At 40.6% G+C, this 21,879-nt stretch carries 19 protein-coding genes; 8 read left to right on the plus strand and 11 right to left on the minus strand.

The window, feature by feature from the left end; genetic code table 11:
- Nucleotides 1-8 precede the first annotated feature (8 nt).
- From PJ15_RS02755 to PJ15_RS02765, 3 genes are all read right to left on the minus strand, one after another.
- Nucleotides 9-728 (minus strand): SGNH/GDSL hydrolase family protein, encoded by a 720-nt coding sequence (locus PJ15_RS02755; protein ID WP_004772383.1) that lies wholly within the window; start codon nucleotides 726-728, stop codon nucleotides 9-11.
- 39 nt (nucleotides 729-767) lie between these two features.
- Entirely contained in the window at nucleotides 768-1,175 is a 408-nt protein-coding gene (locus PJ15_RS02760; protein WP_047427745.1) for a nuclear transport factor 2 family protein, read from the minus strand.
- Nucleotides 1,176-1,243: 68 nt separating this feature from the next.
- Nucleotides 1,244-3,268, minus strand: a complete 2,025-nt coding sequence (locus tag PJ15_RS02765) for an NADPH-dependent 2,4-dienoyl-CoA reductase (RefSeq protein ID WP_047427748.1) — start codon at nucleotides 3,266-3,268, stop codon at nucleotides 1,244-1,246.
- A 125-nt stretch (nucleotides 3,269-3,393) separates the two neighbouring features.
- Here PJ15_RS02765 and PJ15_RS02770 point away from each other — a divergent pair, with 125 nt between their 5' ends.
- Together PJ15_RS02770 and PJ15_RS02775 are read left to right on the plus strand one after the other, a co-directional pair.
- Complete coding sequence (locus PJ15_RS02770) at nucleotides 3,394-3,954, plus strand: PadR family transcriptional regulator (protein ID WP_004772388.1); 561 nt, start codon at nucleotides 3,394-3,396, stop codon at nucleotides 3,952-3,954.
- Complete coding sequence (locus PJ15_RS02775; protein ID WP_047427751.1) at nucleotides 3,954-4,874, plus strand: alpha/beta fold hydrolase; 921 nt, start codon at nucleotides 3,954-3,956, stop codon at nucleotides 4,872-4,874. The genes PJ15_RS02770 and PJ15_RS02775 overlap by 1 nt, the downstream gene beginning before the upstream one ends.
- Nucleotides 4,875-4,919: 45 nt before the next feature.
- On the opposite strand, the gene PJ15_RS02780 is transcribed toward PJ15_RS02775, so the two are convergent.
- The gene (locus PJ15_RS02780) at nucleotides 4,920-5,963 is read right to left on the minus strand and encodes a 3-deoxy-7-phosphoheptulonate synthase (protein WP_005257815.1); all 1,044 of its coding nucleotides are present in this window, start codon (nucleotides 5,961-5,963) and stop codon (nucleotides 4,920-4,922) included.
- Nucleotides 5,964-6,581: 618 nt separating this feature from the next.
- Here PJ15_RS02780 and PJ15_RS02785 point away from each other — a divergent pair.
- Entirely contained in the window at nucleotides 6,582-8,153 is a 1,572-nt protein-coding gene (locus PJ15_RS02785; protein ID WP_047427754.1) for an ATP-binding cassette domain-containing protein, read from the plus strand.
- A 55-nt stretch (nucleotides 8,154-8,208) separates the two neighbouring features.
- Here the strand turns inward: PJ15_RS02785 and PJ15_RS02790 are convergent, their stop codons facing one another.
- From PJ15_RS02790 to argC, 5 genes are all read right to left on the minus strand, one after another.
- Complete coding sequence (locus PJ15_RS02790) at nucleotides 8,209-8,571, minus strand: YnfA family protein (protein WP_047427756.1); 363 nt, start codon at nucleotides 8,569-8,571, stop codon at nucleotides 8,209-8,211.
- The gene (clpA, locus tag PJ15_RS02795) at nucleotides 8,571-10,856 is read right to left on the minus strand and encodes an ATP-dependent Clp protease ATP-binding subunit ClpA (protein WP_004772396.1); all 2,286 of its coding nucleotides are present in this window, start codon (nucleotides 10,854-10,856) and stop codon (nucleotides 8,571-8,573) included. The genes PJ15_RS02790 and clpA overlap by 1 nt, the downstream gene beginning before the upstream one ends.
- 716 nt (nucleotides 10,857-11,572) lie before the next feature.
- A complete protein-coding gene (clpS, locus tag PJ15_RS02800) occupies nucleotides 11,573-11,986 on the minus strand; it encodes an ATP-dependent Clp protease adapter ClpS (protein WP_165569270.1) in 414 nt (137 codons plus the stop codon).
- Between the two features lie 22 nt (nucleotides 11,987-12,008).
- Nucleotides 12,009-12,758 carry a DUF6776 family protein gene (locus tag PJ15_RS02805; RefSeq protein ID WP_004772399.1) on the minus strand — a complete coding sequence of 250 codons (750 nt, stop codon included), beginning with the start codon at nucleotides 12,756-12,758 and terminating at the stop codon, nucleotides 12,009-12,011.
- Nucleotides 12,759-12,839: 81 nt separating this feature from the next.
- The gene (argC, locus tag PJ15_RS02810; protein WP_047427758.1) at nucleotides 12,840-13,889 is read right to left on the minus strand and encodes an N-acetyl-gamma-glutamyl-phosphate reductase; all 1,050 of its coding nucleotides are present in this window, start codon (nucleotides 13,887-13,889) and stop codon (nucleotides 12,840-12,842) included.
- Nucleotides 13,890-14,185: 296 nt separating this feature from the next.
- Between argC and PJ15_RS02815 the strand changes: the two genes are divergently transcribed.
- The 3 genes from PJ15_RS02815 (at nucleotide 14,186) to PJ15_RS02825 (ending at nucleotide 18,064) form a co-directional block, all read left to right on the plus strand.
- Nucleotides 14,186-15,697 carry a hypothetical protein gene (locus PJ15_RS02815; protein ID WP_047427760.1) on the plus strand — a complete coding sequence of 504 codons (1,512 nt, stop codon included), beginning with the start codon at nucleotides 14,186-14,188 and terminating at the stop codon, nucleotides 15,695-15,697.
- 145 nt (nucleotides 15,698-15,842) lie between these two features.
- Nucleotides 15,843-17,327: an alkaline phosphatase gene (gene phoA, locus PJ15_RS02820; protein ID WP_047427762.1), complete on the plus strand. Its 1,485-nt coding sequence runs from the start codon at nucleotides 15,843-15,845 to the stop codon at nucleotides 17,325-17,327.
- 125 nt (nucleotides 17,328-17,452) lie between these two features.
- Nucleotides 17,453-18,064: a CDP-alcohol phosphatidyltransferase family protein gene (locus PJ15_RS02825; protein ID WP_047427763.1), complete on the plus strand. Its 612-nt coding sequence runs from the start codon at nucleotides 17,453-17,455 to the stop codon at nucleotides 18,062-18,064.
- On the opposite strand, the gene PJ15_RS02830 is transcribed toward PJ15_RS02825, so the two are convergent.
- Entirely contained in the window at nucleotides 18,061-18,756 is a 696-nt protein-coding gene (locus tag PJ15_RS02830) for a M48 family metallopeptidase (protein ID WP_047427765.1), read from the minus strand. The two genes, PJ15_RS02825 and PJ15_RS02830, sit on opposite strands and share 4 nt — an antisense overlap.
- Nucleotides 18,756-19,427, minus strand: a complete 672-nt coding sequence (rpiA, locus tag PJ15_RS02835) for a ribose-5-phosphate isomerase RpiA (RefSeq protein WP_047427768.1) — start codon at nucleotides 19,425-19,427, stop codon at nucleotides 18,756-18,758. The genes PJ15_RS02830 and rpiA overlap by 1 nt, the downstream gene beginning before the upstream one ends.
- 104 nt (nucleotides 19,428-19,531) lie before the next feature.
- On the opposite strand from rpiA, the gene ilvA reads away from it, so the two are divergent.
- Both ilvA and PJ15_RS02845 read left to right on the plus strand, forming a co-directional pair.
- On the plus strand, nucleotides 19,532-21,070 hold the full coding sequence (gene ilvA / locus PJ15_RS02840) for a threonine ammonia-lyase, biosynthetic (protein WP_004772413.1): 1,539 nt from the start codon (nucleotides 19,532-19,534) through the stop codon (nucleotides 21,068-21,070).
- A gap of 157 nt (nucleotides 21,071-21,227) precedes the next feature.
- Nucleotides 21,228-21,878, plus strand: a complete 651-nt coding sequence (locus tag PJ15_RS02845) for a potassium channel family protein (protein ID WP_047427771.1) — start codon at nucleotides 21,228-21,230, stop codon at nucleotides 21,876-21,878.
- Nucleotide 21,879: the final 1 nt, after the last annotated feature.

Below are 21,879 nucleotides of genomic sequence, written 5' to 3' on the forward strand. Positions count from 1 at the left end.
TACCGCCTCTAACGATGAGTAAATGTTTGCCGCACTAAAGTAGCGACCTGTTTTCCCCAAATTGCATAAATTTCTTTGCCAGGATGAAAACCATCACTGGCCATTGGCAGATTCATCGCCTGAAAAGTTTCTACATCATATTGAATGAAATGAAATTGCGGCTGCGGCGCCAGCCATTGTTGTAATACTTGATTCATTTGTGCTGCATATTTTCCAAACAGCCAAGCCAATGGATTCGGCAAAGCTGGAAAATGCTGCATTGGTGGTACACCAGACACAATAATCAACTTGGGTTGAAACTGTTGTTGTATATAGCTAAAAAGTTGTTGTTGCTGTTTCAACCAAGACTTTGCCGAAGTCAGCTTAGTGACATCATTGACACCGATTGAGGTGACGATTACATCATAACATTGCTGATCTAACTGTTGTACTGTTTGGTAAATTTGCTGAGTGGTATCGCCTGTTTTTGCCTGTAATTTCCACTGCAAGCGATATTCATTCTGTAATTCGGAAATGATCGCTCCTGATAAAGCGTCTTGTTGAGTATCAACACCCACGCCAGCTGCCGCTGAATCGCCTAAGATCAATAAAGACAGCGGTTGTCCCTCACCAGTCGTACCCTCACGCTCTCCACCGGCTTCTAAAAGACGTGGTGTATTTTTACGAACTTTCCTACCCTGAATGAGTAATATAGGCAATAAAGCCAAAGTTGAAAGTTTTAACCACATTTTAAATCTCTGAATATTACTTAGGCTATTTTTGGTACTTTAGTTGGGTTGATACTTAGCAAATCTTGCGCCCATCTTCTCTGCTAATGCTGCCAAACCACTCATCGGACGGATCATCACTTCAAAATCAATAATTTTCCCCTGATCATTAAAACGAATCATATCAATGCCTTTTAATGACTTACCACTCACATTAGCACTAAATTCCAGCACTACATTTTCACCATCTTCGGTATAAAATTCACGGTGATAAGTAAAGTTCTCAAACACCTGAATCACATTGGTCAAAATAAAAAAGACCACATGCTTTCCTTCATAAGGCTTGTAAGCAACTGGCGAGCGAAACACAACATCTTCCGCAAGCAAGTCATTTAAGCGAGATAAATCGCCAGCTTGAATCATTTCATGCCAGATCGCTAAGGCTTGTTTTGTTGTTTCAAGTGTCATTGTTATTTTTCCTTCATATCTAAAAGTGAATGAGCACTTCCTCTCATGAGAAAATGCTCATTTCTACCTTATAAAACGGCTGCTAATTCAGCACCTTGACGAATTGCACGTTTTGCATCCAACTCACCTGCTTCTTTCGCACCACCAATCAGATGAACATTTTTACCATCTGCTTTAAGTTGTTCGAACATTGCAGTATAAGATTCCTGACCAGCACAAATCACCACATTATCAACTTCAAGCACACGACTTTGACCATCCACCGTAATATGTAGACCTTGGTCGTCAACCTTGTCGTAACTTGCTCCCGCAATCATTTTCACATCACGATGTTTTAAGCCAGTACGGTGAATCCAGCCTGTAGTTTTACCTAAACCTGCACCAACAGATGCTGTTTTACGTTGTAGTAAGTAAATTTCACGTTCTGACTTTTCTAACTCAGCTGGTTTTAAGCCACCTACATACTCGTAAGTCGTATCAATTCCCCACTCTGCATAGAACTTTTCAGGATTTAAGCTACCACTGTCACCTTCATGGGTTAAGTATTCTGCGGTATCAAAACCAATACCGCCAGCACCAATAATGGCAACACGCTTACCTACAGGTACACGTTCTTTTAATACCTGAATATAGCTCAACACTTTTGGATGATCGATGCCTTCAAATTGCAATTGACGTGGAGTCACGCCAGTCGCAACCACGATATCATCATAATGTGCTTGGCTTAACTCTTCATAAGTAGCCGTATGATTCAGTACTAACTCAATATTCGGCTGTAATTCAATTTGGCGTTTAAAGTAACGTAAGGTCTCGTAGAACTCTTCTTTACCCGGAATAGTTTTGGCGATATTGAATTGACCACCAATCTGGTTGCTGGCATCAAAGACTTTCACTTTATGACCACGACTTGCAGCATAAACCGCAAAGCTTAAACCTGCTGGGCCTGCGCCAATCACGGCAATATTTTTCACTGCACTGGTTTCTTTGAAAATCAGTTCCGTTTCGTAACAAGCGCGTGGGTTAACTAAACATGTCGCAATCTTCATTGAAAAAATATGATCTAAACAAGCTTGGTTACAACCAATACAGGTATTGATCTCATCACTACGACCTTCGCTGGCTTTCAATACAAATTCTGGGTCTGCCAACATTGGACGTGCCATAGACACCATATCTGCATGACCAGAAGCCAAAACGTGTTCCGCCATTTCAGGAGTATTGATACGGTTTGAAGTAATTAAAGGAACTGCAACTTCACCTTTGAGCTTTTCAGTCACCCACGTAAATGCGGCACGCGGTACTTTGGTTGCAATCGTTGGAATACGTGCTTCGTGCCAGCCAATCCCTGTATTGATAATGGTTGCACCCGCTTTTTCGATTTCTTTTGCAAGTTGAATCACTTCTTCCAGCGTTGAACCACCTTCAACCAGATCCAGCATCGACAAGCGATAAATGATAATGAAATTCTCACCCACCAATGCACGGGTACGCTTTACGATTTCAATCGGGAAACGAATACGGTTTTCATAGCTACCGCCCCATTCATCATCGCGATGGTTAGTACGAGCGGCAATAAATTCATTAATCAGATAACCTTCTGACCCCATGATTTCAACGCCATCATAACCTGCATATTGTGCAAGCTTGGCACAGTTGGCAAAGTCATCAATGGTTTGCTGCACTTCAGCTGAAGTAAGCGCTTTGGGTTTAATTGGGTTAATCGGCGCCTGAATCGCAGATGGTGCAACAATCTCAGGCTGATAAGAATAGCGGCCTGTATGTAAAATCTGCATTGCAATCTTACCGCCCGCCTCATGTACAGCTTGGGTAATCACTTTATGTTTATCTGCTTCGGCAATGCTATCGAGCTTAGACGCATGCGCAAAAGTCAGGCCAGCATCGTTTGGCGAGATCCCACCTGTAACAATTAATCCAACATCACCTTTGGCGCGTTCCGCATAGAATGCAGCCATACGCTCATAACCTTGAGGTGCTTCTTCTAAGCCAACATGCATAGACCCCATAAGCACACGGTTTTTTAAAGTGGTAAAGCCTAAATCAAGTGGCTTTAATAAATGTGGATAAGCTGACATGTTTTCTCCTTTGGCTCGCATTCTGCTGGCTAATGCAACTTGTTGCATAAAGTTATAAACAAGATTTGATTTTTATGCAACATATTGCATAATTCTGATGAGTCATTTTTTTATTATGGAACATCATGTCACTCGCCCATGTTTTATTGACAAGCCTATTGGAGAAACCGAGCACAGGTTTTGAATTGGCTCGTCGCTTTGACCGTTCAATGGGCTTCTTTTGGAATGCGACTCATCAGCAAATCTATCGTGAACTCAATGGTATGCTGAAAAAAGGATGGATTTCGACATTAGAAGAACAAGCTGCAAATAGCCGAAAAAAAACCTATCAAGTTGAGCAACTGGGTAGAATACAACTGGCTGCATGGATTGAACAACAGAGCGAACCAGCACAATTACGTGATGATCTTATGGTCAGGTTAAGGGCTGAGGCTCAACTGGGAGGCAATACCATTTTGCCTGAGTTGGAACGCCATTTATCCATCCATAAGGAAAAATTAAGCCTTTATCAAGCCATTCATGATAAAGATTTTAAAAATAGCCAACCCACCAACCGTGTGCTGTTCATCCATAAAATGATTCTTGAACTTGGTATCATTACAGAAAGTGAATGGATAAAATGGTTGGAACAAATGATTCCTCAACTGCGAAAGTTTGAGGAAGCAAACGATATTGGAGAACAATAATGCCATTTTATACCATGCCTGATCAGGAAAAATTATTTGTGCGACGCGTTGGCGAAGGTGAACCTGTGCTGGTGTTGTCAGGTCTAGGCATGCAAAGCTGGCAATGGCTTCCTTTCTTATTTTCCAATCGCAAACAATATGAATTTATCATTCCAGACTGGCGCGGTTTTGGGGGGTCAAAGCATTGCGCGATCCCTAATATGGATGCAATTTCTAGCCACTGGAATGATGTTAATAGTCTCATTCAGCAATTAAAACTCGATCAGTTTATCCTGATGGGCTATTCCATGGGTGCAACCACAGCCATGCATGGGATGAAACATGGCAATCTGGCTGAGAAACTCAAAGCCTATTTACATATTGATCAAACACCGAAGATCTCTGTCGATGACTCTTGGCAATATGGCTTATTCGGGCAGAAACATCCTCAATTTAAACAGCTCTTGCTGGAAATTCAAACCCTATTACACCAATACAAACATGCACAGAAGCTTGAAGATTTACCCGATGATGTTCGCTATAACCTAGTGAGCTTATGGGGTGCGTTTATCGAGCTGCAAGGCAGTAATAACTATAGTCCCAAGATTTTCAAACTGGCACTGAATCGCCCTTTCTTACAAAAATATCTATTGCCAATTCAACGACTGGATTACTTGCTTTGGTATGTAGAAAACTATCTCAATCATGATGAAGATTATCGCGAAGCGATTAGCCAGCTCAATTGCCCAACGACGTTCTTTATTGGTCGTGAATCTACCTTGTACCCTGAGACGGGACAAACCTTGATTGCAGAAAGTCTGGCAAATGCCACAGCTGTTTATTTTGAACGTTCTGGCCATACGCCACTCATTACTGAACCAAGAAAGTTTAGTCAGGAAATCGGTCACTTTCTTGCAGCTCAATCTATTCAAGCAGCCTGATTTTAAGCCAATAAAAAAGCCAGTTTTCAACTGGCTTTTTTAACTTTATTTCTTATGTCGCATTTGTTCAGCAACATCCAGCAAAACCTGTGCCGTTTTATCCCAGCCTAAACAGCCATCTGTAACGGATTGACCATAAGTCATATCACAAGAGATTTTTTGATTGCCATCTACTAAATGACTCTCAATCATCACACCGCGCACTTTCGATTCTGCACGCTCTGCAATAATTTGCTGCAAGACTTGCGGTTGTTTTAATGGATCTTTGGCACTATTGCCATGACTACAGTCAATCACAAGCGCTGGTAAATGCTTATGTTTGAAATGCATGGATTGAATCGATGCCAAATCATAATTGGTTCCATGATTTGAGCCGCGTAAAATCAAGTGTGGTAATGGATTACCTGCACTATGCAGAATCGCAGGCAAACCTTGTTGGGTCATCCCGAGGAATTGATGCCCGTTCATGGCAGACTGGATTGCATCTAACGCAATCTGAATCGAGCCATCAGTCCCATTTTTGAAACCGATGCTGTACGGCATGTGGCTGGCAATTTCACGGTGAATTTGTGATTCACTGGTACGTGCACCAATTGCACCCCAAGCCAGCAAATCATCAAAATAACCCGTTGCCATTGGACTTAAAATTTCACTGGCAATCGGCAAACCCTTTTCAACCAGTTGTAAATAAAGCGCACGAGACTTTTCTAAGCCCAGTTGTAAATCTGATGATCCATCTAAATTTGGATCGTATAAAAAACCTTTCCAGCCCACTGTGGTACGTGGTTTCTCAATATAGGCACGCATGACAAGGAAAATCTGATCTTTGACTTGTTCTTGGAGTTGTTGCAGACGATCAGCATATTCGAGTACTGCGATAGGATCATGGATCGAGCAAGGCCCTGTAATCACCATTAAACGATGATCTTGTCCTGATAAAATATTTTGAATCGTTTGACGATGTTTTGAAATTTGCTGCGCCAGATTTGCAGACAAGGGATACTGCGCTTTGAGTTGTGATGGCAAGCTAAGCATTGATTCTTTTGTGTGTGTTTGTGGTTGTGTCAAAGCAGTATTTAAAGCATTCATTTTCAATTCCTTTGGACTGGCCTTCTTCGCAGTCCTTTTCATTTATTTGAGCAAGTGTGATCTAAGTGATGTTGATTTTTTTGCAAAGTAAAACCAAGTAATCTTGCTAAAATATGAATAATTGAATGTATACATGGCATTTCTCCTAAAATGATGATTGTTAAAGCATAAAAAAACCTGATCGGTGTTGCCGATCAGGTATTAACTGGTTGGGCAACCCTTTTTGCTGCCCAAAACGCATCAGGCAACGATTAATATTGCCAAAAATAAAAGTATGCGTTTGTGTTTACAGTATGCTTTAACATGTTTATTTCAAATATCTAAAAACTGTGTCTAAGTATTAAATTACGCACTATTTCAGCATTTGACAAGCATTTTTTGTGTTTTTTTAATCATAACTTAAAAATCCTGAAATTTGACCTTTGCCCGCTTAGCTCATAGAATAGATGAAAAATACATCAACCCGAGATTACGCCAATGAAGTAAGTCCTATTTTTATCATCAAAATCCATTTTTCTTTTTTGATGTGCAAAATAGACTTATCTATCGTTTAGCGATTGTCATTCTAAAATTTATCTCTATCTCGCTATTTTGCATATCCTGTTTATGAGGTTTCTTATGACTCAACAGGCATGTATCGTTTCAAATCTATCGCTTGAATTGGCACAGCACAAACTCTTCGACCAGCTTTCATTCCAACTGCCCTTACATCAGTTTTGCGGATTGATTGGACGTAATGGTCAGGGTAAATCACTATTGATGTCTCTACTTCAGGGTGGATCGACTGAACTCGCTTATTCAGGCCAAATTTCATGGCAATGCCCACATCAGCATCTTGCGCAACTCCAACGTGTACAAGCCAATACCATTGCTCAAGCTTTGGATATTGAAGATTTATATCAATGCTTTGAACGGATTCAGCAAGGTACTGCTTCATTTAACGATTATGATCGGGTTGAACATCTCTGGCATCTACCAACCGAATGGCAACAATTGTTAGAAAGTGCAGGATTACCTACAACACTAGATACCCCGACTCAACATTTGAGTGAAGGCCAAAAAACCAAGCTTGCCCTTTGTCGTTTATTCCTATTAAAAGATCATTATCTGCTTTTGGATGAGCCAAGCAATCATCTGGATACTCAAGGACGACAATGGTTAATAGAGCAAATGGCGCAACATCCTACGGGTGGTTTAATGATCAGTCATGACCGACAATTACTTTCTCATGTACAAGGTATTTTTGCTTTAAACCAGCTTGGTCTACATTACTATGGTGGCAATTACGCGCTCTATCAGCAACAACATCAGTTGCAAGTTGAAGCATTATCACATGCAGTGCAGCAAGAGAAACGCGAGTTAAAACAGCTTAAAGAGCAACAACATCAAAGTCAGATGAAAGCGCAAAAGCGGAAAAAAACGGGTGAAAAGTTAAGAGCCTCAGGTTCTCAAGCTCCGATCTTGCTGGATGCCAAGAAAGAACAATCTGAGCAATCTCTTTCGCATTTACGAAAACAACAGAGCAAACAGCTTGCTGATGCAAAAGATGAGTTACAGCAAAAACAAACGCAACTGGAGCATCTTAAATCACAGTCTTTTGAATTTACTCAAACGACTGGTAAATCAGGTGAAATCTTACGCTGTCAGCAATTACAACTGACTTATGCAAAAACACAGCCAATTGATCTAGCCCTATCCACTGGTGAAAAATTGCATTTAAGTGGCGCAAACGGTACGGGTAAATCCACTTTACTCAAAACCCTTCAAGGCTTAATCCCGCCACTTGCAGGAGAGATTTATTGCAAAGTAAGTGCTGTCTATCTGGATCAGAACCTTTCATTACTCAATGAAAATCTATCTGCTGTTGAATATCTATGCGGTATAGATTCAAATCTGACCGAGCAACAGGCACGCACCCTATTGGGCAACCTACAAATCCGTAGAGACAAGGCGTTGAGCCCTTTAACAAAATTGAGCGGTGGAGAACGTCTGAAAGTAGCATTGTTGGGCTTAAAACAACAAGCAGTTGAGTTATTACTTCTCGATGAACCAGAGAACCATCTCGATATTGAATCTCGTGAATTACTGGCCCAGGCAATTCGCTCTTTTAATGGTGCTGTGATACTTGTGTCGCACGATGAAAGCTTTGTTGAAGAATGCGGGATCCATGAAAGCTATGTACTCAGTTAATTTTTAGAGGACTTAATCTCAGCATGGCGACAATCTGCGCCATGCTGATGTTTATTTAACGAACCAAACCTTGCGGCTGTAAAATAATCAGGCAAGCGCCACAAACAACAACGATTCCGCCCAGAATATCCCAGCGTGTCAACATGACCTGATCAACATAGCGTAACCACATCAAAGCCGTAAAAATATAAATTCCACCATAGGCCGCATAAATACGACCGGAAGCGGCTGGATGTAAGGTGAGTAGCCAGACAAATACAGCCAGACTTAAGGCGGTAGGAATCCATAACCAATGTGACTTGCCTTGATTCAAAATCAAATAAGGAAAATAACAACCTAAGATTTCAGTAATGGCTGTGACGAAAAATAATCCAAATACTTTAAGTACTTGGGTTATTGAGAAAGAAAGTTCAAACATTAAGCAGGTTCAGCACTCGGGTTAATATGATCTTCAAATACTTCCAGTTTTAAACCGACTTCTTTGCCATTTTCTGTTTTCACAGAAACTGCAACGTTACCACCATGCTCAGCAAGCTCACCGAATAGAATCATCTCAGCAAGTGGCTTTTTCAGATGTTCCTGAATCAGACGTTGCATTGGACGAGCACCCATCAAACGGTCATAACCATTGGTTGATAACCAGTCACGTGCACTTTGATCGACATCAAGTACCACTTGTTTCTCATCCAGTTGCGCTTGCAACTCAGTTAAGAATTTATCTACCACTGAATCAATAATCGTAGTTGGAAGTGCTTTAAATTGAATCACGCCATCTAAACGGTTACGGAATTCAGGTGAGAATGCACGTTTCATTGCATCCTGATTGTCTGAACTATGATCTTGTTCAGTAAAGCCAATGCTAGCACGGACAATACTTTCCGCACCAATGTTGGTGGTTAAAACAATAATCACATTTCTGAAATCAGATTTTCGACCGTTGTTATCGGTCAATGCACCGTGATCCATGATTTGCAACAGCAAATTAAATACATCTGGATGTGCTTTTTCAATCTCATCAAGCAACAGTACACAATGCGGATTTTTATGAATCGCATCAGTCAGTAAACCACCCTGATCATAGCCAACATAACCTGGAGGCGCTCCGATCAAGCGAGAAACCGCATGACGCTCCATATATTCCGACATATCGAAACGAACCAGCTCTACACCCAGCAATTTCGCCAGCTGTTTTGTGACCTCGGTTTTACCGACACCTGTTGGGCCAGCAAATACAAAACTACCCACTGGTTTATCTGGTGCTTTTAAGCCTGCACGAGACAATTTGATTGCTGATGAAAGTGCCGTGATAGCTTCATCCTGTCCAAACACCACACGCTTAAGATCACGTTCCAAATTCTCAAGTACAGACTTGTCATCTTTAGAAACCGTTTTCGGTGGAATACGGGCAATCTTAGAAACGATGTCCTCGATATTTTCAACAGAGATGGTTGTACCATCTACTTCCGCTTTCAGACGGCGTTGCGCACCCGCTTCGTCAATCACATCAATGGCTTTATCTGGTAAGAAACGATCATTGATAAATTTCGCAGACAGCTCAACAGCCGCAACCAAAGCTTTATCATCATATTCCACATGATGGAAGTCTTCGAACTTGTTTTTCAAGCCACGTAAAATTTCAATCGTTTCATTGATACTCGGTTCATTCACGTCAATTTTCTGGAAACGACGAGACAAAGCATGATCTTTTTCAAATACCTGACGATATTCTTGGAAAGTGGTTGAACCAATGCAACGTAAGCTACCATTTGCTAGCGCAGGCTTAATCAAATTCGATGCATCCATAGTGCTGCCCATGCTCGAACCAGCACCAATAATCATATGAATTTCATCAATAAATAAAATCGCATTTGGATTCTTTTTCAACGCATTCAACAATTGTTTTAAACGCTTTTCAAAGTCACCACGATATTTGGTACCTGCAACAAGCGCACCGATATCCAGACTATACACTTCCGCATTTGCCAATGGTTTTGGCGCTTTACCGTTGACGATTAACCAAGCCAGACCTTCAGCAATTGAGGTTTTACCGACGCCCGGATCACCCACTAAAAGCGGGTTGTTTTTACGACGACGACATAAAATTTGTGCCGCACGCTCAATCTCTTTTTCACGTCCAATTAAAGGATCGGTTTTACCCTTTTGAGCTTCAACATTTAAGTTAAGCGTATATTGCTCCAATGGGCCTGCATTGGCAGAAGCCGCATTTTCACCTTCAATATCTTCAACTTCTTCTTCAACCTGAATCTCATCTTTACGTGTGCCATGTGATAAGTATTGAGTCAAAGTCAAACGGTTAATTTGATGACGTTTAAGCAAATAAACTGCAAAAGAATCCCGTTCCGAATACATTGCGACGAGAACATCGGCACCTTCAACTGTACGGTCACCGCCGCTCGATTGAACATGGAAAATGGCACGTTGCAAAATTCGGTCAAAACTCTCTGTCGGATGAGGAGCCTGTTCACTATTATCACCAAGTTTCGGGGTATGTTGCTCTACATATTCCTCTAATTCTTTACGCAAAGTAACGATATCAGCACCGCAGGCTTTTAACGCATTTACGGCTGAATCATTATCCAGCAAGGCAAGCAACAAATGTTCAACTGTCAGAAACTCATGTCTCTTTTGACGAGCCATGCTAACAGCCAAACGTAACGATACTTCTAATTGACGACTGAGCATGTAACCCCCTTATATCTTGGGCTCTATCAAAAAAAGAGAATCTTTTAATGAAAAAGCGAATTATTAACTTGATCCGCTGAGCTTCTGTAAACGTGATTGAATATACATCTACAAGTCTCTTTGCTTCATATTCTACTGTTAGCATTAGTTGACTATCTTGGTCAAGTTTCAAAACAAAGTATTGTTGTAAAAATTCAATTACAAAGTGGATAAAACCCACTTATTTGATTAAATATTCAGCAAATATGATGATTTACTTAATAAATATCAGAATAATGTAGTTAAAGTGAATTTTTCAAATGTTAATTAGGCCTCATAAAAATAAAGCCAATATGATTTAACAATTTAAGGATGAATACTAAATCTCAATATAATCATCAAGCGCTAAATTCCTGAGCAGCGTAAAGACTTCTCAAGAGTTTTGCTATGCGTTTTATAGAACGGGAATATAGTTTTAATGCTTTGACTTACAGCATAACTGTTCGTCTTGCACATGAGGAATAACATTCCGCAAAAGCGTCGCTTTTCTTAACGCTGTTACTCGCAACATATGAGTCATATCATGGCACAAGGTCTTGCACTCGCAACATAGTTGCTCGCCTTGCGCATGAGGAATGGAATTCCGCAAGTGCGTTGCTTTTCTTAACGCTTTCACTTACAGCATATGAGCCATATCATGGCGCAAGGTCTTGCGCAGCTAAAAAGCGTTGCTTTTCTTAACGCTGCTCAGGTTCGATCTGGCATAACAACGGATGGCCTTGTGCACGAGCATAGTTATTCACTTGATTTGCTTTGGTTTCAGCAATATCACGTGGGTAAATACCCGCTGTTCCCTTACCTTCATAATGAACGGTCAGCATCACCTGACTGGCCTGATCAAAGTCCATCCCAAAATAACTTTGTAAGACTTCAATCACAAAATCCATTGGTGTGTAATCATCATTCATTAAAACAACCGCATATAATGGCGGGCGCTTTAATTCAGGTGGGGCTGTTTGCACAACCACTTCACCTTCATGATCTTCCTGCGAATCACTTAAACGTGGATTTAAGTGCCAATCGACATAACCTGATTGATGAAAAGAGTTTTTCACTTCACTTAAATTCATTTGACGCTTGTATCTTCGCATATCCAGTTCTTAATCTAAAAAATTATTGAGCATTCGCTTCGGCTTGAGGAATTTCTGACACAAAGGCAGAACTTACATCCACAGGCTTACCACGTTGCCAGCTAAAACGTTTAATGATCGGTGTACCTGATCCAGTTAAGCGCACTTCAATAAATTGCGGTGTAAAGCCTTTTGGCATTGTCCAACGGCCAGTTAAACGCTCAAAATCTTCAAAATTGAAGTTTTTATCTTCTAAAGGTACGACTAAAACTTCAGTGTCTTTAATCAGACGTAATTCGACTGAACCTGAAGCACGGCGTTTATTCGGGCTGACCTGAACAAGATCAATCTGATATTCATACGCATTTTCAGGTAATGACTTAATTGCCATATTTTGAATCGTTAAACTTACACCACCACGTTGTCTCAGGATTTCACGATAAATCGCGTTCATTCCTTCAAACTGAGCCTTATCTGCATTGGCCTGATTTACAGATTTAAATAAGTCATCTGCATTACCCACAGCCATATCACGCTCTTGCACAGCTGCATTTAAGTTTTTGCTCACAGCATCCAACGCAGTCTTCTGCTTCTGGACAACATCAACCAATTGTTCCGCATCAGCATCATAGCCAACAACGGTTAAACCCTGACGGTGTCCGACAGTATAACCAAGCATAAAACTGCTACCGATCAGAACGGTAGCACCAATAATTAAAGGTAAATTCGTTTTTAAAAACTTATTTTTCTCAACGGAACTGTCTGGTGAAGTAGTCGGTTCAACGTTTTCCATCATCATCTCTATCGTTATGATTTGCATCAAAGCACACATTAAAATCGAAATTTAAATGTGTGTGAAGTAAAAAAGCGTTTTTTATGGTAATAAACCAATGCCTTCTAAGCCAGCAGCCTCATCAAAACCAAACATTAAGTTCATATTTTGAATGGCCTGACCTGCTGCACCTTTGACTAAATTATCCTGAGCCACCAAGATAATCAGCTTATTTGGTTGTGGGCGATAAAGTGCAATTCTAAGTTCATTCGCGCCACGAACGCTACGTGTTTCTGGTGAACTATTCGCAGGCATCACATCAACAAAGCGTTCATCTTTATAAAAATCTTCATAAAGTGCCTGTAAATCTGCTTGCTGACCCTGTTCTGTTAAATCAACATAAATCGTGCTCAACATGCCACGAATCATCGGAACCAGATGAGGTACAAAAATCAGTTGATCAAACTGACCTTTTTGACCTGAAATATTTTCAAGTGCTTCCACAATTTCTGGATGATGACGATGCCCAGCAACGCCATAGGCTTTGAAATTATCTGCATTCTCACTATAAATCATGCCAAGACTAGCTTTACGGCCTGCACCAGAGACACCAGATTTCGCATCAACAATAATGCCTTGCGTATTGATTAGCTGAGTATCCGATTTCAACAAAGGTGCCAAGCCCAATTGTACTGTTGTTGGATAACAGCCAGGATTACCAATAACTTGAGCCTGTTTGATCTTTTCACGATTTAATTCAGTTAAACCATAAACAGAATCTTTCAAAATCGTTGGACAGCTATGTTGCATGCCGTACCATTTTTCAAATTGCTCAAGACTTTGTAAACGGAAATCTGCCGCAAGATCAATCACTTTAGTACCAGCAGCGGTTAAAACTTCTGCATGCTGCATAGCAACACCATGTGGCGTCGCGAAAAACACCACATCACATTGTTTGAGTTGTTCTAAATCAAGGTCTGAAAACTCAAGCGTCGTGTGGCCACGTAAACTTGGGAACATATCAGCAACGCGCTTTCCTGCTTCTGTACGAGAAGTGAGAATACGAACTTGAACCTGTGAATGTCTAAGTAATAGACGTAATAGTTCAACCCCTGTGTATCCAGTTCCACCAACAATACCAACAGAAATCACGTGTGACACCTCTAGCTTTCATTTAGGCCTGTAGTATGGCAGTTTGCCCTCTTTTACACAATCTTCAAGTCTCTAACTTTTAAGAAAATAAATATCTGCTGGCTTGGAAATTTATGTTGTTATCTTCAGTCTATATTTTTATTGATCCAACAATTAAAGATAAATCAATTTGTTTTATCCGAAATGATTTCACCATTGGTCAAGAAACGCTATTGTTTCCGCTAAGGATTCGAATAGAATAAAAAAACATTGCGGTAATAATAAATTTCATGGATGCAAAATTTTGGAGAGCTGGAATGCCTTCTTTGAGACAAAAACAAAGATTAAATCACTATATTTGCGTAGGACTTGGTACCCTTCTATTAAGTTCAACATTAGTCGGTTGCGGAAGTGGTGAAAGCGAAGCATCAACTCCGACTGAAACTCCAACCACGCCGACGCCTAGTCCAAAAACATTAAATGTTAAAGTGCCTGTTGAGCTGCGTAATATCAGCATTAAGGTTTATGACAATACAGACAATACTTTAATTTTAGAGCAGACAGCCAATACAACCACCAATCTTGCACTGACCTTGCCTCAAAGCGTTAAAAATCGTATTTATAGAGTGGAATTAACAACCCTGCCGAGTGCACTTATTTATAATCCCTTATCAGGTCAATACAATAATGTTTCAACTCAATTAAATACACTGATTGAAATTAATCTCAATTCGACCAATCAGACTGTTTTTATTAATCCGAATTCGGAGGCTGTTTATCAAAGAGCGCTTATTCGCTCTGGATATCTTCCAACTGATGCCAAAATTGATCCGACGGGAATTAGCAGTTTACATTTAAAACTGGCTTCAAATGATGTAAATACAGCCTTATTAAGTGCCTTTAATAGTATTGATCTACCCAATTTAAGTCCCGCCTATTCACTCAGCAGTTTTACAGCCCAAGATATCATTAATTTACCAGCGCTTTATACTACTGTCTTTTTTAGTTTTGGTTATATTCAGCAATGGGCCAACAGCTTTCCCACCGATTCTTTTACCGAGTTTACTAAAAATCTGGCAATTGATTTAAGAGATGGGCAACTTGATGGAAAAATACTACGGGGTGATAAGACAGCCTTAAAAACACTTGTTTCTAATGCACCAGAAAATATCGATCCAGCTCAAAATACACTGTTAAAAATAGCCGCAAACCAAAAAATGGCTCGGGATGAATATGGCGCCTCTTTAAAAGAATCGACCTTACAACTGGCAAAGAACTACCAGCAGGATTCAATCAATCCATCAGGCTATAATTTATTAGAACAAAAAGTTTATAGCTTTGATCCTCAAATAGAATCTACTGATTCATTCCGTGTTTCAGGTGCAGGCGATTACCGTCGTGCGGTTGGCTTTGTAGATACAACTGCAACCTGCAATGGCTCTACTTATCCATGTAAGCAAGGATTAACGGGAATTAATCTGGTTAATGTAAACTTACCTTCTATTGAATATCTGATTGGTCATTATGAAGATGGCAATGGCTGTCAACTCAATATTCGGGCAAATGGTGTACTTGAACTGATTAAAGGCGCTCAAACTTATCGCTCAACAGTTGATGCGGACAGTACCGACAACCTGTTACAGGTCAATAAAACAACTCACGAATATCTTTTAAATAGCAGTTCATCGCAACCCACCAACGCCACCTTCCAATATAATTTTATTCAGATCCAAATCAAAGCCAATCAGGTAGTTAGTGCAAGCGCTGGGCTTGACAATCGTAAAGCTCCAGATCAACTGCAAACGACACAATTACAATGTAGTTTTTAAAAACTTAAAATATAAATAAAGGCACTGGAATCTCGGTTTCAATGCCTTTTTAAAATAATATAAAGAAAATCAAAATATAATTTTAACCAAACCTTAACATTTAATTATTACTATCCATTTCAACTAATCTTTAGGTTGAAATTAAGTGAAACTCAAACCATTACTCTTACCTGCTCTTATTTCATTACTTGTTGGTTGCGGAAGCGACAATGATTCCTCTAATAATAACCAGCCAACCCCACAACCAAAACCACCAACAACTGAACCCCCTATTACCTCTCCTAACCCACAGCCTGGAGAATTATTAGAACCTGGTGCAAAAGGTGATATTCGTCAGTTCGGTGGCGCAACTCGCTTAAAACAAGAACGCACACAAGCATTAAAAGATTCTTTAAGTGATAAGACCGTAAAAAATATTATTCTCTTTATTGGTGATGGTACCAGTGATTCAGAGATTACTTCTGCGCGAAATTATGCAGAAGGCGCTGCGGGTTATTTTAAAGGTTTAGATGTACTCCCTTTTACAGGAAGCTATACAACCTATGCGCTGGATAAAAATGGTGCAATTGATTATGTAACGGATTCGGCAGCTTCTGCAACGGCATGGGCTTCTGGGGTTAAAACTTATAATAATGCGCTTGGCGTAGATATTTATCAAAAACACCATGCAACTATTTTGGAACTTGCGAAAAAAGCTGGTTTTGCGACAGGTAATGTCACGACGACTGAACTGCAAGATGCAACCCCAGCTGCTTTGGTCTCTCATATCAGCGCACGTAAGTGTTATGGGCCAAATGAAACCACCAAACGCTGTCCTGAAAGCGCACTGGAAAATGGTGGATTAGGTTCGATCACAGAACAGCTTCTAACAACACGTGCTGACGTGACTTTAGGTGGCGGTAAGAAAACATTCTATGAAGTTGCAAAAGCAGGTCCTTTCAAAGACAAGACTTTGCTTGAGCGTGCGAAATTAGAAAATTATCGTATCGTTGAAGATCTGAACTCATTAAAAGCCGTTGATAGCGCCAATCAAAACCAGCCTTTACTTGGTTTATTTGCAAATGGCAACCTTCCAGTGATTTGGAGCGGTCCAGCAACACAATTAAATGGCCATAAGAAAGAGGCTGAAAGCTGTAGAGATAATCCTGAATTTACGGCATCTACACCACGCTTGGCACAAATGACTGATAAAGCAATTGAGTTACTGAAGCCAAATCCTAAAGGTTTCTTCTTACAAGTTGAAAGTGGTTCAATTGATAAAAGAAATCACGCTGCGGATCCATGCGGTCAGATTGGTGAAACAGTACAACTCGATGAAGCGATTCAGGTTGCTTTAAAATTTGCAAAAGAACATGGTGATACCCTGATTATTGTTACAGGTGACCATGCGCATACCAGTCAAATCATTCCAGTAGATGGTGACAGCCCGGGTCAAACGGCAGCGCTTAAAACCAAAGATGGTGTCGCAATGGCAATCAACTACGGCACTGCACCTGAAGGTAAAAGCCAGCATCATACAGGTGCCCAAGTTCGTACAGCCGCTTATGGCCCGCGTGCAGGCAATGTATCAGGCTTACTCGATCAAACCGATTTATTCTTTATCATGCGCGATGCTTTAGGCATTAAATAAAATCGTTTTAAACACGACAGCAGTCTTTCGAGGCTGCTGTTATTTACATGAAATAGATAATTTTAAAATTCATTCATTTACTCGGATGCTATACTCAGAATAAATAATGTTATTCCACTTCTTGAATGTCTCTAAAATATCAAATTCCGACCTTACTTGTTTATTCCCGAGTCATTCTCGGTTTTCTTATCGTCGCAGTGACGTTATTCCAACCGGAATTTTATCCGATCTACACCGTCATTTTTCTCACAATGGGTCTGCTTAGCGATATCTTCGATGGCATGCTCGCCCGACATCTCGGGGTTTCGAATGAGCGCTTACGCCGACTTGATTCCAATGTTGATCAAATCTTTTTTATTTGTGCAATCGTTTCGATTTACCTACAACAGCCCGCATTTTTTCAACAGCATCTCTATCCAATCATTATTTTAGTTGCATCTGAAATTGCCATTTATGTGGTTAGTTTCATTAAATTTCGCAAAGAAGTTGCCACCCATAGTCTCGGTGCCAAAATCTGGACTTTGTTTTTATTCGCACTGTTAGTACAAGTGACTCTAACTGGACAATCCCAAGTTCTCTTCCTGATTGTGTTCTGGCTAGGAATTCTGACCCGTGCAGAAATTATTGCCATCATCCTTGTGCTTAAACACTGGCAGAATGATGTTCCAAACCTTAAACAGGCTTGGCGTATCCGAAAAGGTTTAGCTGTACAACATAACCGCTTTTTTAACGGTTAGTCCTTTTTATAGTACCAGCTCGGTAATTGAATTTGCTTCAGTTGCTGTCGATGGATCTGATAATTTTCATCATATTTGGCAACTTCGTTCCAGAATGCCGCACCATGATCAAAATGTTTGGTATGTGCTAATTCATGCACGCACACAGCTCGGACATTGTGTTCAGGCATCAGTGCTAATGCTGCACTGAGCATAATGTCATGTTTGGAACTACAACTTCCCCAACGGGTTTTCGGATTTCGAATATTACAAGATTGATAAGCCAAGCCGATTTCCTGACTGACCTGATCCAGATAATCAGGTAAAAATTGCTTGGCATAAGCCATAACGGCTGCCTGTAACGCTTTTTCCGACGCCGTATCTCGTATAAAGATCGTCTGCTGTTCCCAATCAAACTTAAAAATATGTCGTTGTGATTGTCGAATGATCTGAAAAGGTTGGGAATGAAAGAATAATGAAAGTTGCTCAGGCAAATCCACGTTCAGACTAAATTGTTTTTGTTGTCTCCCCCAGGTTTCAACCAGCCATTGCTCAGAATGAGTTAAAAACTGCTGGATCTGTTTTTTACTACAAAATAGCGGAACCGTTAAACGAATACCTGTGGGCTCCACACGCAAGCGCAGATTTCTCGCCCTTGCATGTCGAACCACCTTAATTTCAGGTAATAACGTTTCTAATGAAACTGCCTGCATTATTGTGCAGTACGCTCTTCGATACCATTATTAGTTGCAACAATCGCAATGCTTGCTGCATTTAATGCAAAGATACCGTTGGTGACAACACCAGGAATGTCATTAATGGTTTTTTCCAGCTCAAGCGCATTGAGAATGTTTAAGTTAAATACATCCAGAATCACGTTACCATTATCCGTGACCACACCTTCGCGATAAACTGGATCACCACCTAAAGCGACGATTTTACGCGCAACAGCAGAACGTGCCATCGGAATCACTTCAACAGGAAGTGGAAAATCACGACCCAACTGGTCAACCCATTTTGAATCATCAACGATACATACAAATCTCTTTGCAATCGACGCAACGATTTTTTCACGGGTTAATGCAGCGCCGCCGCCTTTAATCATATGCATATGGCGGTCAATTTCGTCAGCACCATCCACATAGGCATCTAGGCCACCTACCGAGTTCATATCTACAACTTCAATACCAAGCTTCTTCAAACGCTCAGCGGTTGCATTCGAACTAGCGACAGCTGCTTCTAATTGCAATTCAGGCAATAAATCAATTAAAAAATTAACGGTACTTCCTGTTCCTACGCCCAAAATGCCGCCTTTAGGCAAATGTTTCAAAGCTGCTTTTGCCGCAGCTTGTTTTTTTTCATCTTGGGTTGCATATAGACTCATGACTTCACTCAACTATTTTGACATTTGCTGCAAGAAAACAGCGCAAATGCACAGGGGTTTGCTACAATGATCGTCTATTTTAAACTGTTATAGGGAAGAAGAACATGCTGTCTCGTGTGGTACGACAAATTTTACAAGCAACGGTTTATGATGTTGCAATTGAAACACCGCTTGAAGCAGCTCCACGAATTAGTCAAAAAATTAATAATAACATTCGATTTAAGCGTGAAGATTTACAACCTGTGTTCTCTTTCAAGCTCCGCGGTGCTTATAACCGTATCAGCCAGCTTCCTAAAGATCAGCTCGATCGTGGTGTTATTTGTGCATCCGCAGGTAACCATGCGCAAGGCGTGGCATTGTCTGGAAAAAAATTAGGTATTCCTGCAATTATCGTTATGCCGAGCACGACACCTGATATTAAAGTTCAGGCTGTTAAACGCTTGGGCGGTCAAGTGGTGTTATACGGCGATAGCTTTGATGTTGCCAACAAATATGCAAAACAACGTGCGGAAGATGAAGGACTGGTTTTCATTCCACCTTATGACGATGAGCTAGTGATTGCCGGTCAAGGCACAATTGCCAATGAATTACTGCGCCAATGGCGTGATGTTGAATATGTTTTCGTTGCTGTTGGTGGTGGCGGACTCATTGCGGGCGTTGCAGCCTATCTCGGTGAAGTCGCACCACATGTCAAAGTCATTGGCGTTGAATACGAAGAATCAGCATGTTTAAAAGCGGCACTCGAATCCAATGAACGCGTGGTATTGCCGCATGTAGGTCTATTTGCCGATGGTACAGCGGTCGCTCAAATTGGTGAATTACCCTTTGATGTGATCCGTTTACGTAAATCGGATAATTCAGGCCCAATCGTTGAACCTGATATCGTAACGGTTGATACAGATGAAATCTGTGCTGCCATTAAAGATACCTATGATGAAAATCGTAGTATTGTCGAACCATCTGGTGCCATGGCCTTGGCTGGTATCAAGAAGTATGTTGCAGAGCATCAATTGACTGATAAAAATATGGTCTCGATTGTTTGTGGCGCCAACATGAACTTTGACCGTTTACGTTATATCGCAGAACGTACCGAGCTGGGTGAACGTCGTGAAGCAATTTATGCCGTGACGATTCCTGAGCAAAAAGGTGCATTCCTCAACTTCTGTCGTGCATTGCAAGGTCGTAACATTACTGAGTTTAACTACCGTGCAAGCTCAAGCAATCTGGCTCAGGTCTTTGTCGGAATTAGCTTAAAAGGTGGTGAAGCTGAACGCCATGAAATTCACAACATGTTAAAACAGCAATATGAAGTGGATGATTTATCTGATGATGAAGTGGCAAAACTGCATATTCGTTATCTGATTGGTGGACATGCCAATATTGAAAATGAACGCTTATTCCGTGTTGAATTCCCAGAACGTCCAGGCGCTCTACTCACCTTCCTTGAGCGCTTAGGGCCAACCCATAACATTACCCTGTTCCATTACCGTAATCACGGTGCCGCGGAAGGTCGTGTATTGGTGGGTCTGGAAGCGACTGATGCTAAACAGAATCCAGATGGTCTGATTGAAACATTAGAGCAGATCACTTATCCATATGCTGAAATCAGCAACAATATTGGCTATAAGCGCTTCCTTAAATAAGCAGCTTAACGACTTAAAGCCGGCATGATGTCGGCTTTATTTTTATCAACATCTATTGAATCTTTGATAGACGACAACACAAAATCATTACAAACAGAAAATTATTCCATTTTAAAATGAGTAAAAAGATATTTTTATCATTTAGTTAAGGACAGTTATGGCACAGTTTGCAGTCATTGGTTTAGGTAGTTTTGGGGCAACTGTTGCATTAGAGCTGACCAAACTAAATCATGATGTCATCGGAATTGATACCATCAAGCGCAATGTAGAAAATCTGGCTGATCGTATTACACATGCAGTGATTGCCGATGCAACAGATGAGCACGTTCTTGAAGAGCTGAATATCCAGAATTGTGATGCGGTTATTGTTGCGATTGGCGAAGATATTGAAGCCAGTATTCTCTGTGTGCTAAACCTAAAGAATTTAGGTGTTGAGAAGATTCTGGTGAAAGCCAAAACTAAAGCACATCACACCATCCTTTCTCATTTAAATGTCAGCAAGATTATCCATCCTGAAGAAGATATGGGTGTCCGTGTAGCGCAAGCACTGAACTACCCAATGGTGAGTCGTTATATGGCACTGGATGATGATCATTACATCGTCAAGGTTCCCGTTAATGAGAAACTGAACAATATCAATTTGTCAGGTATTTTAAAGCAAGAGCCAAATATTAAACTGTTGTTGCTTAAACGTGATCAGCAGATTTTTTATGAAACCGATCCTAATTTTACCTTGCAAACAGATGATGTACTGATTTTGGAAGGTTCGCTTAGCCATCTCAGAAAACTTGCAGGATGTTTCGCATAAC

The sequence above is a fragment of the Acinetobacter sp. neg1 genome, assembly GCF_000788125.1.
Lineage (GTDB): Bacteria > Pseudomonadota > Gammaproteobacteria > Pseudomonadales > Moraxellaceae > Acinetobacter > Acinetobacter vivianii.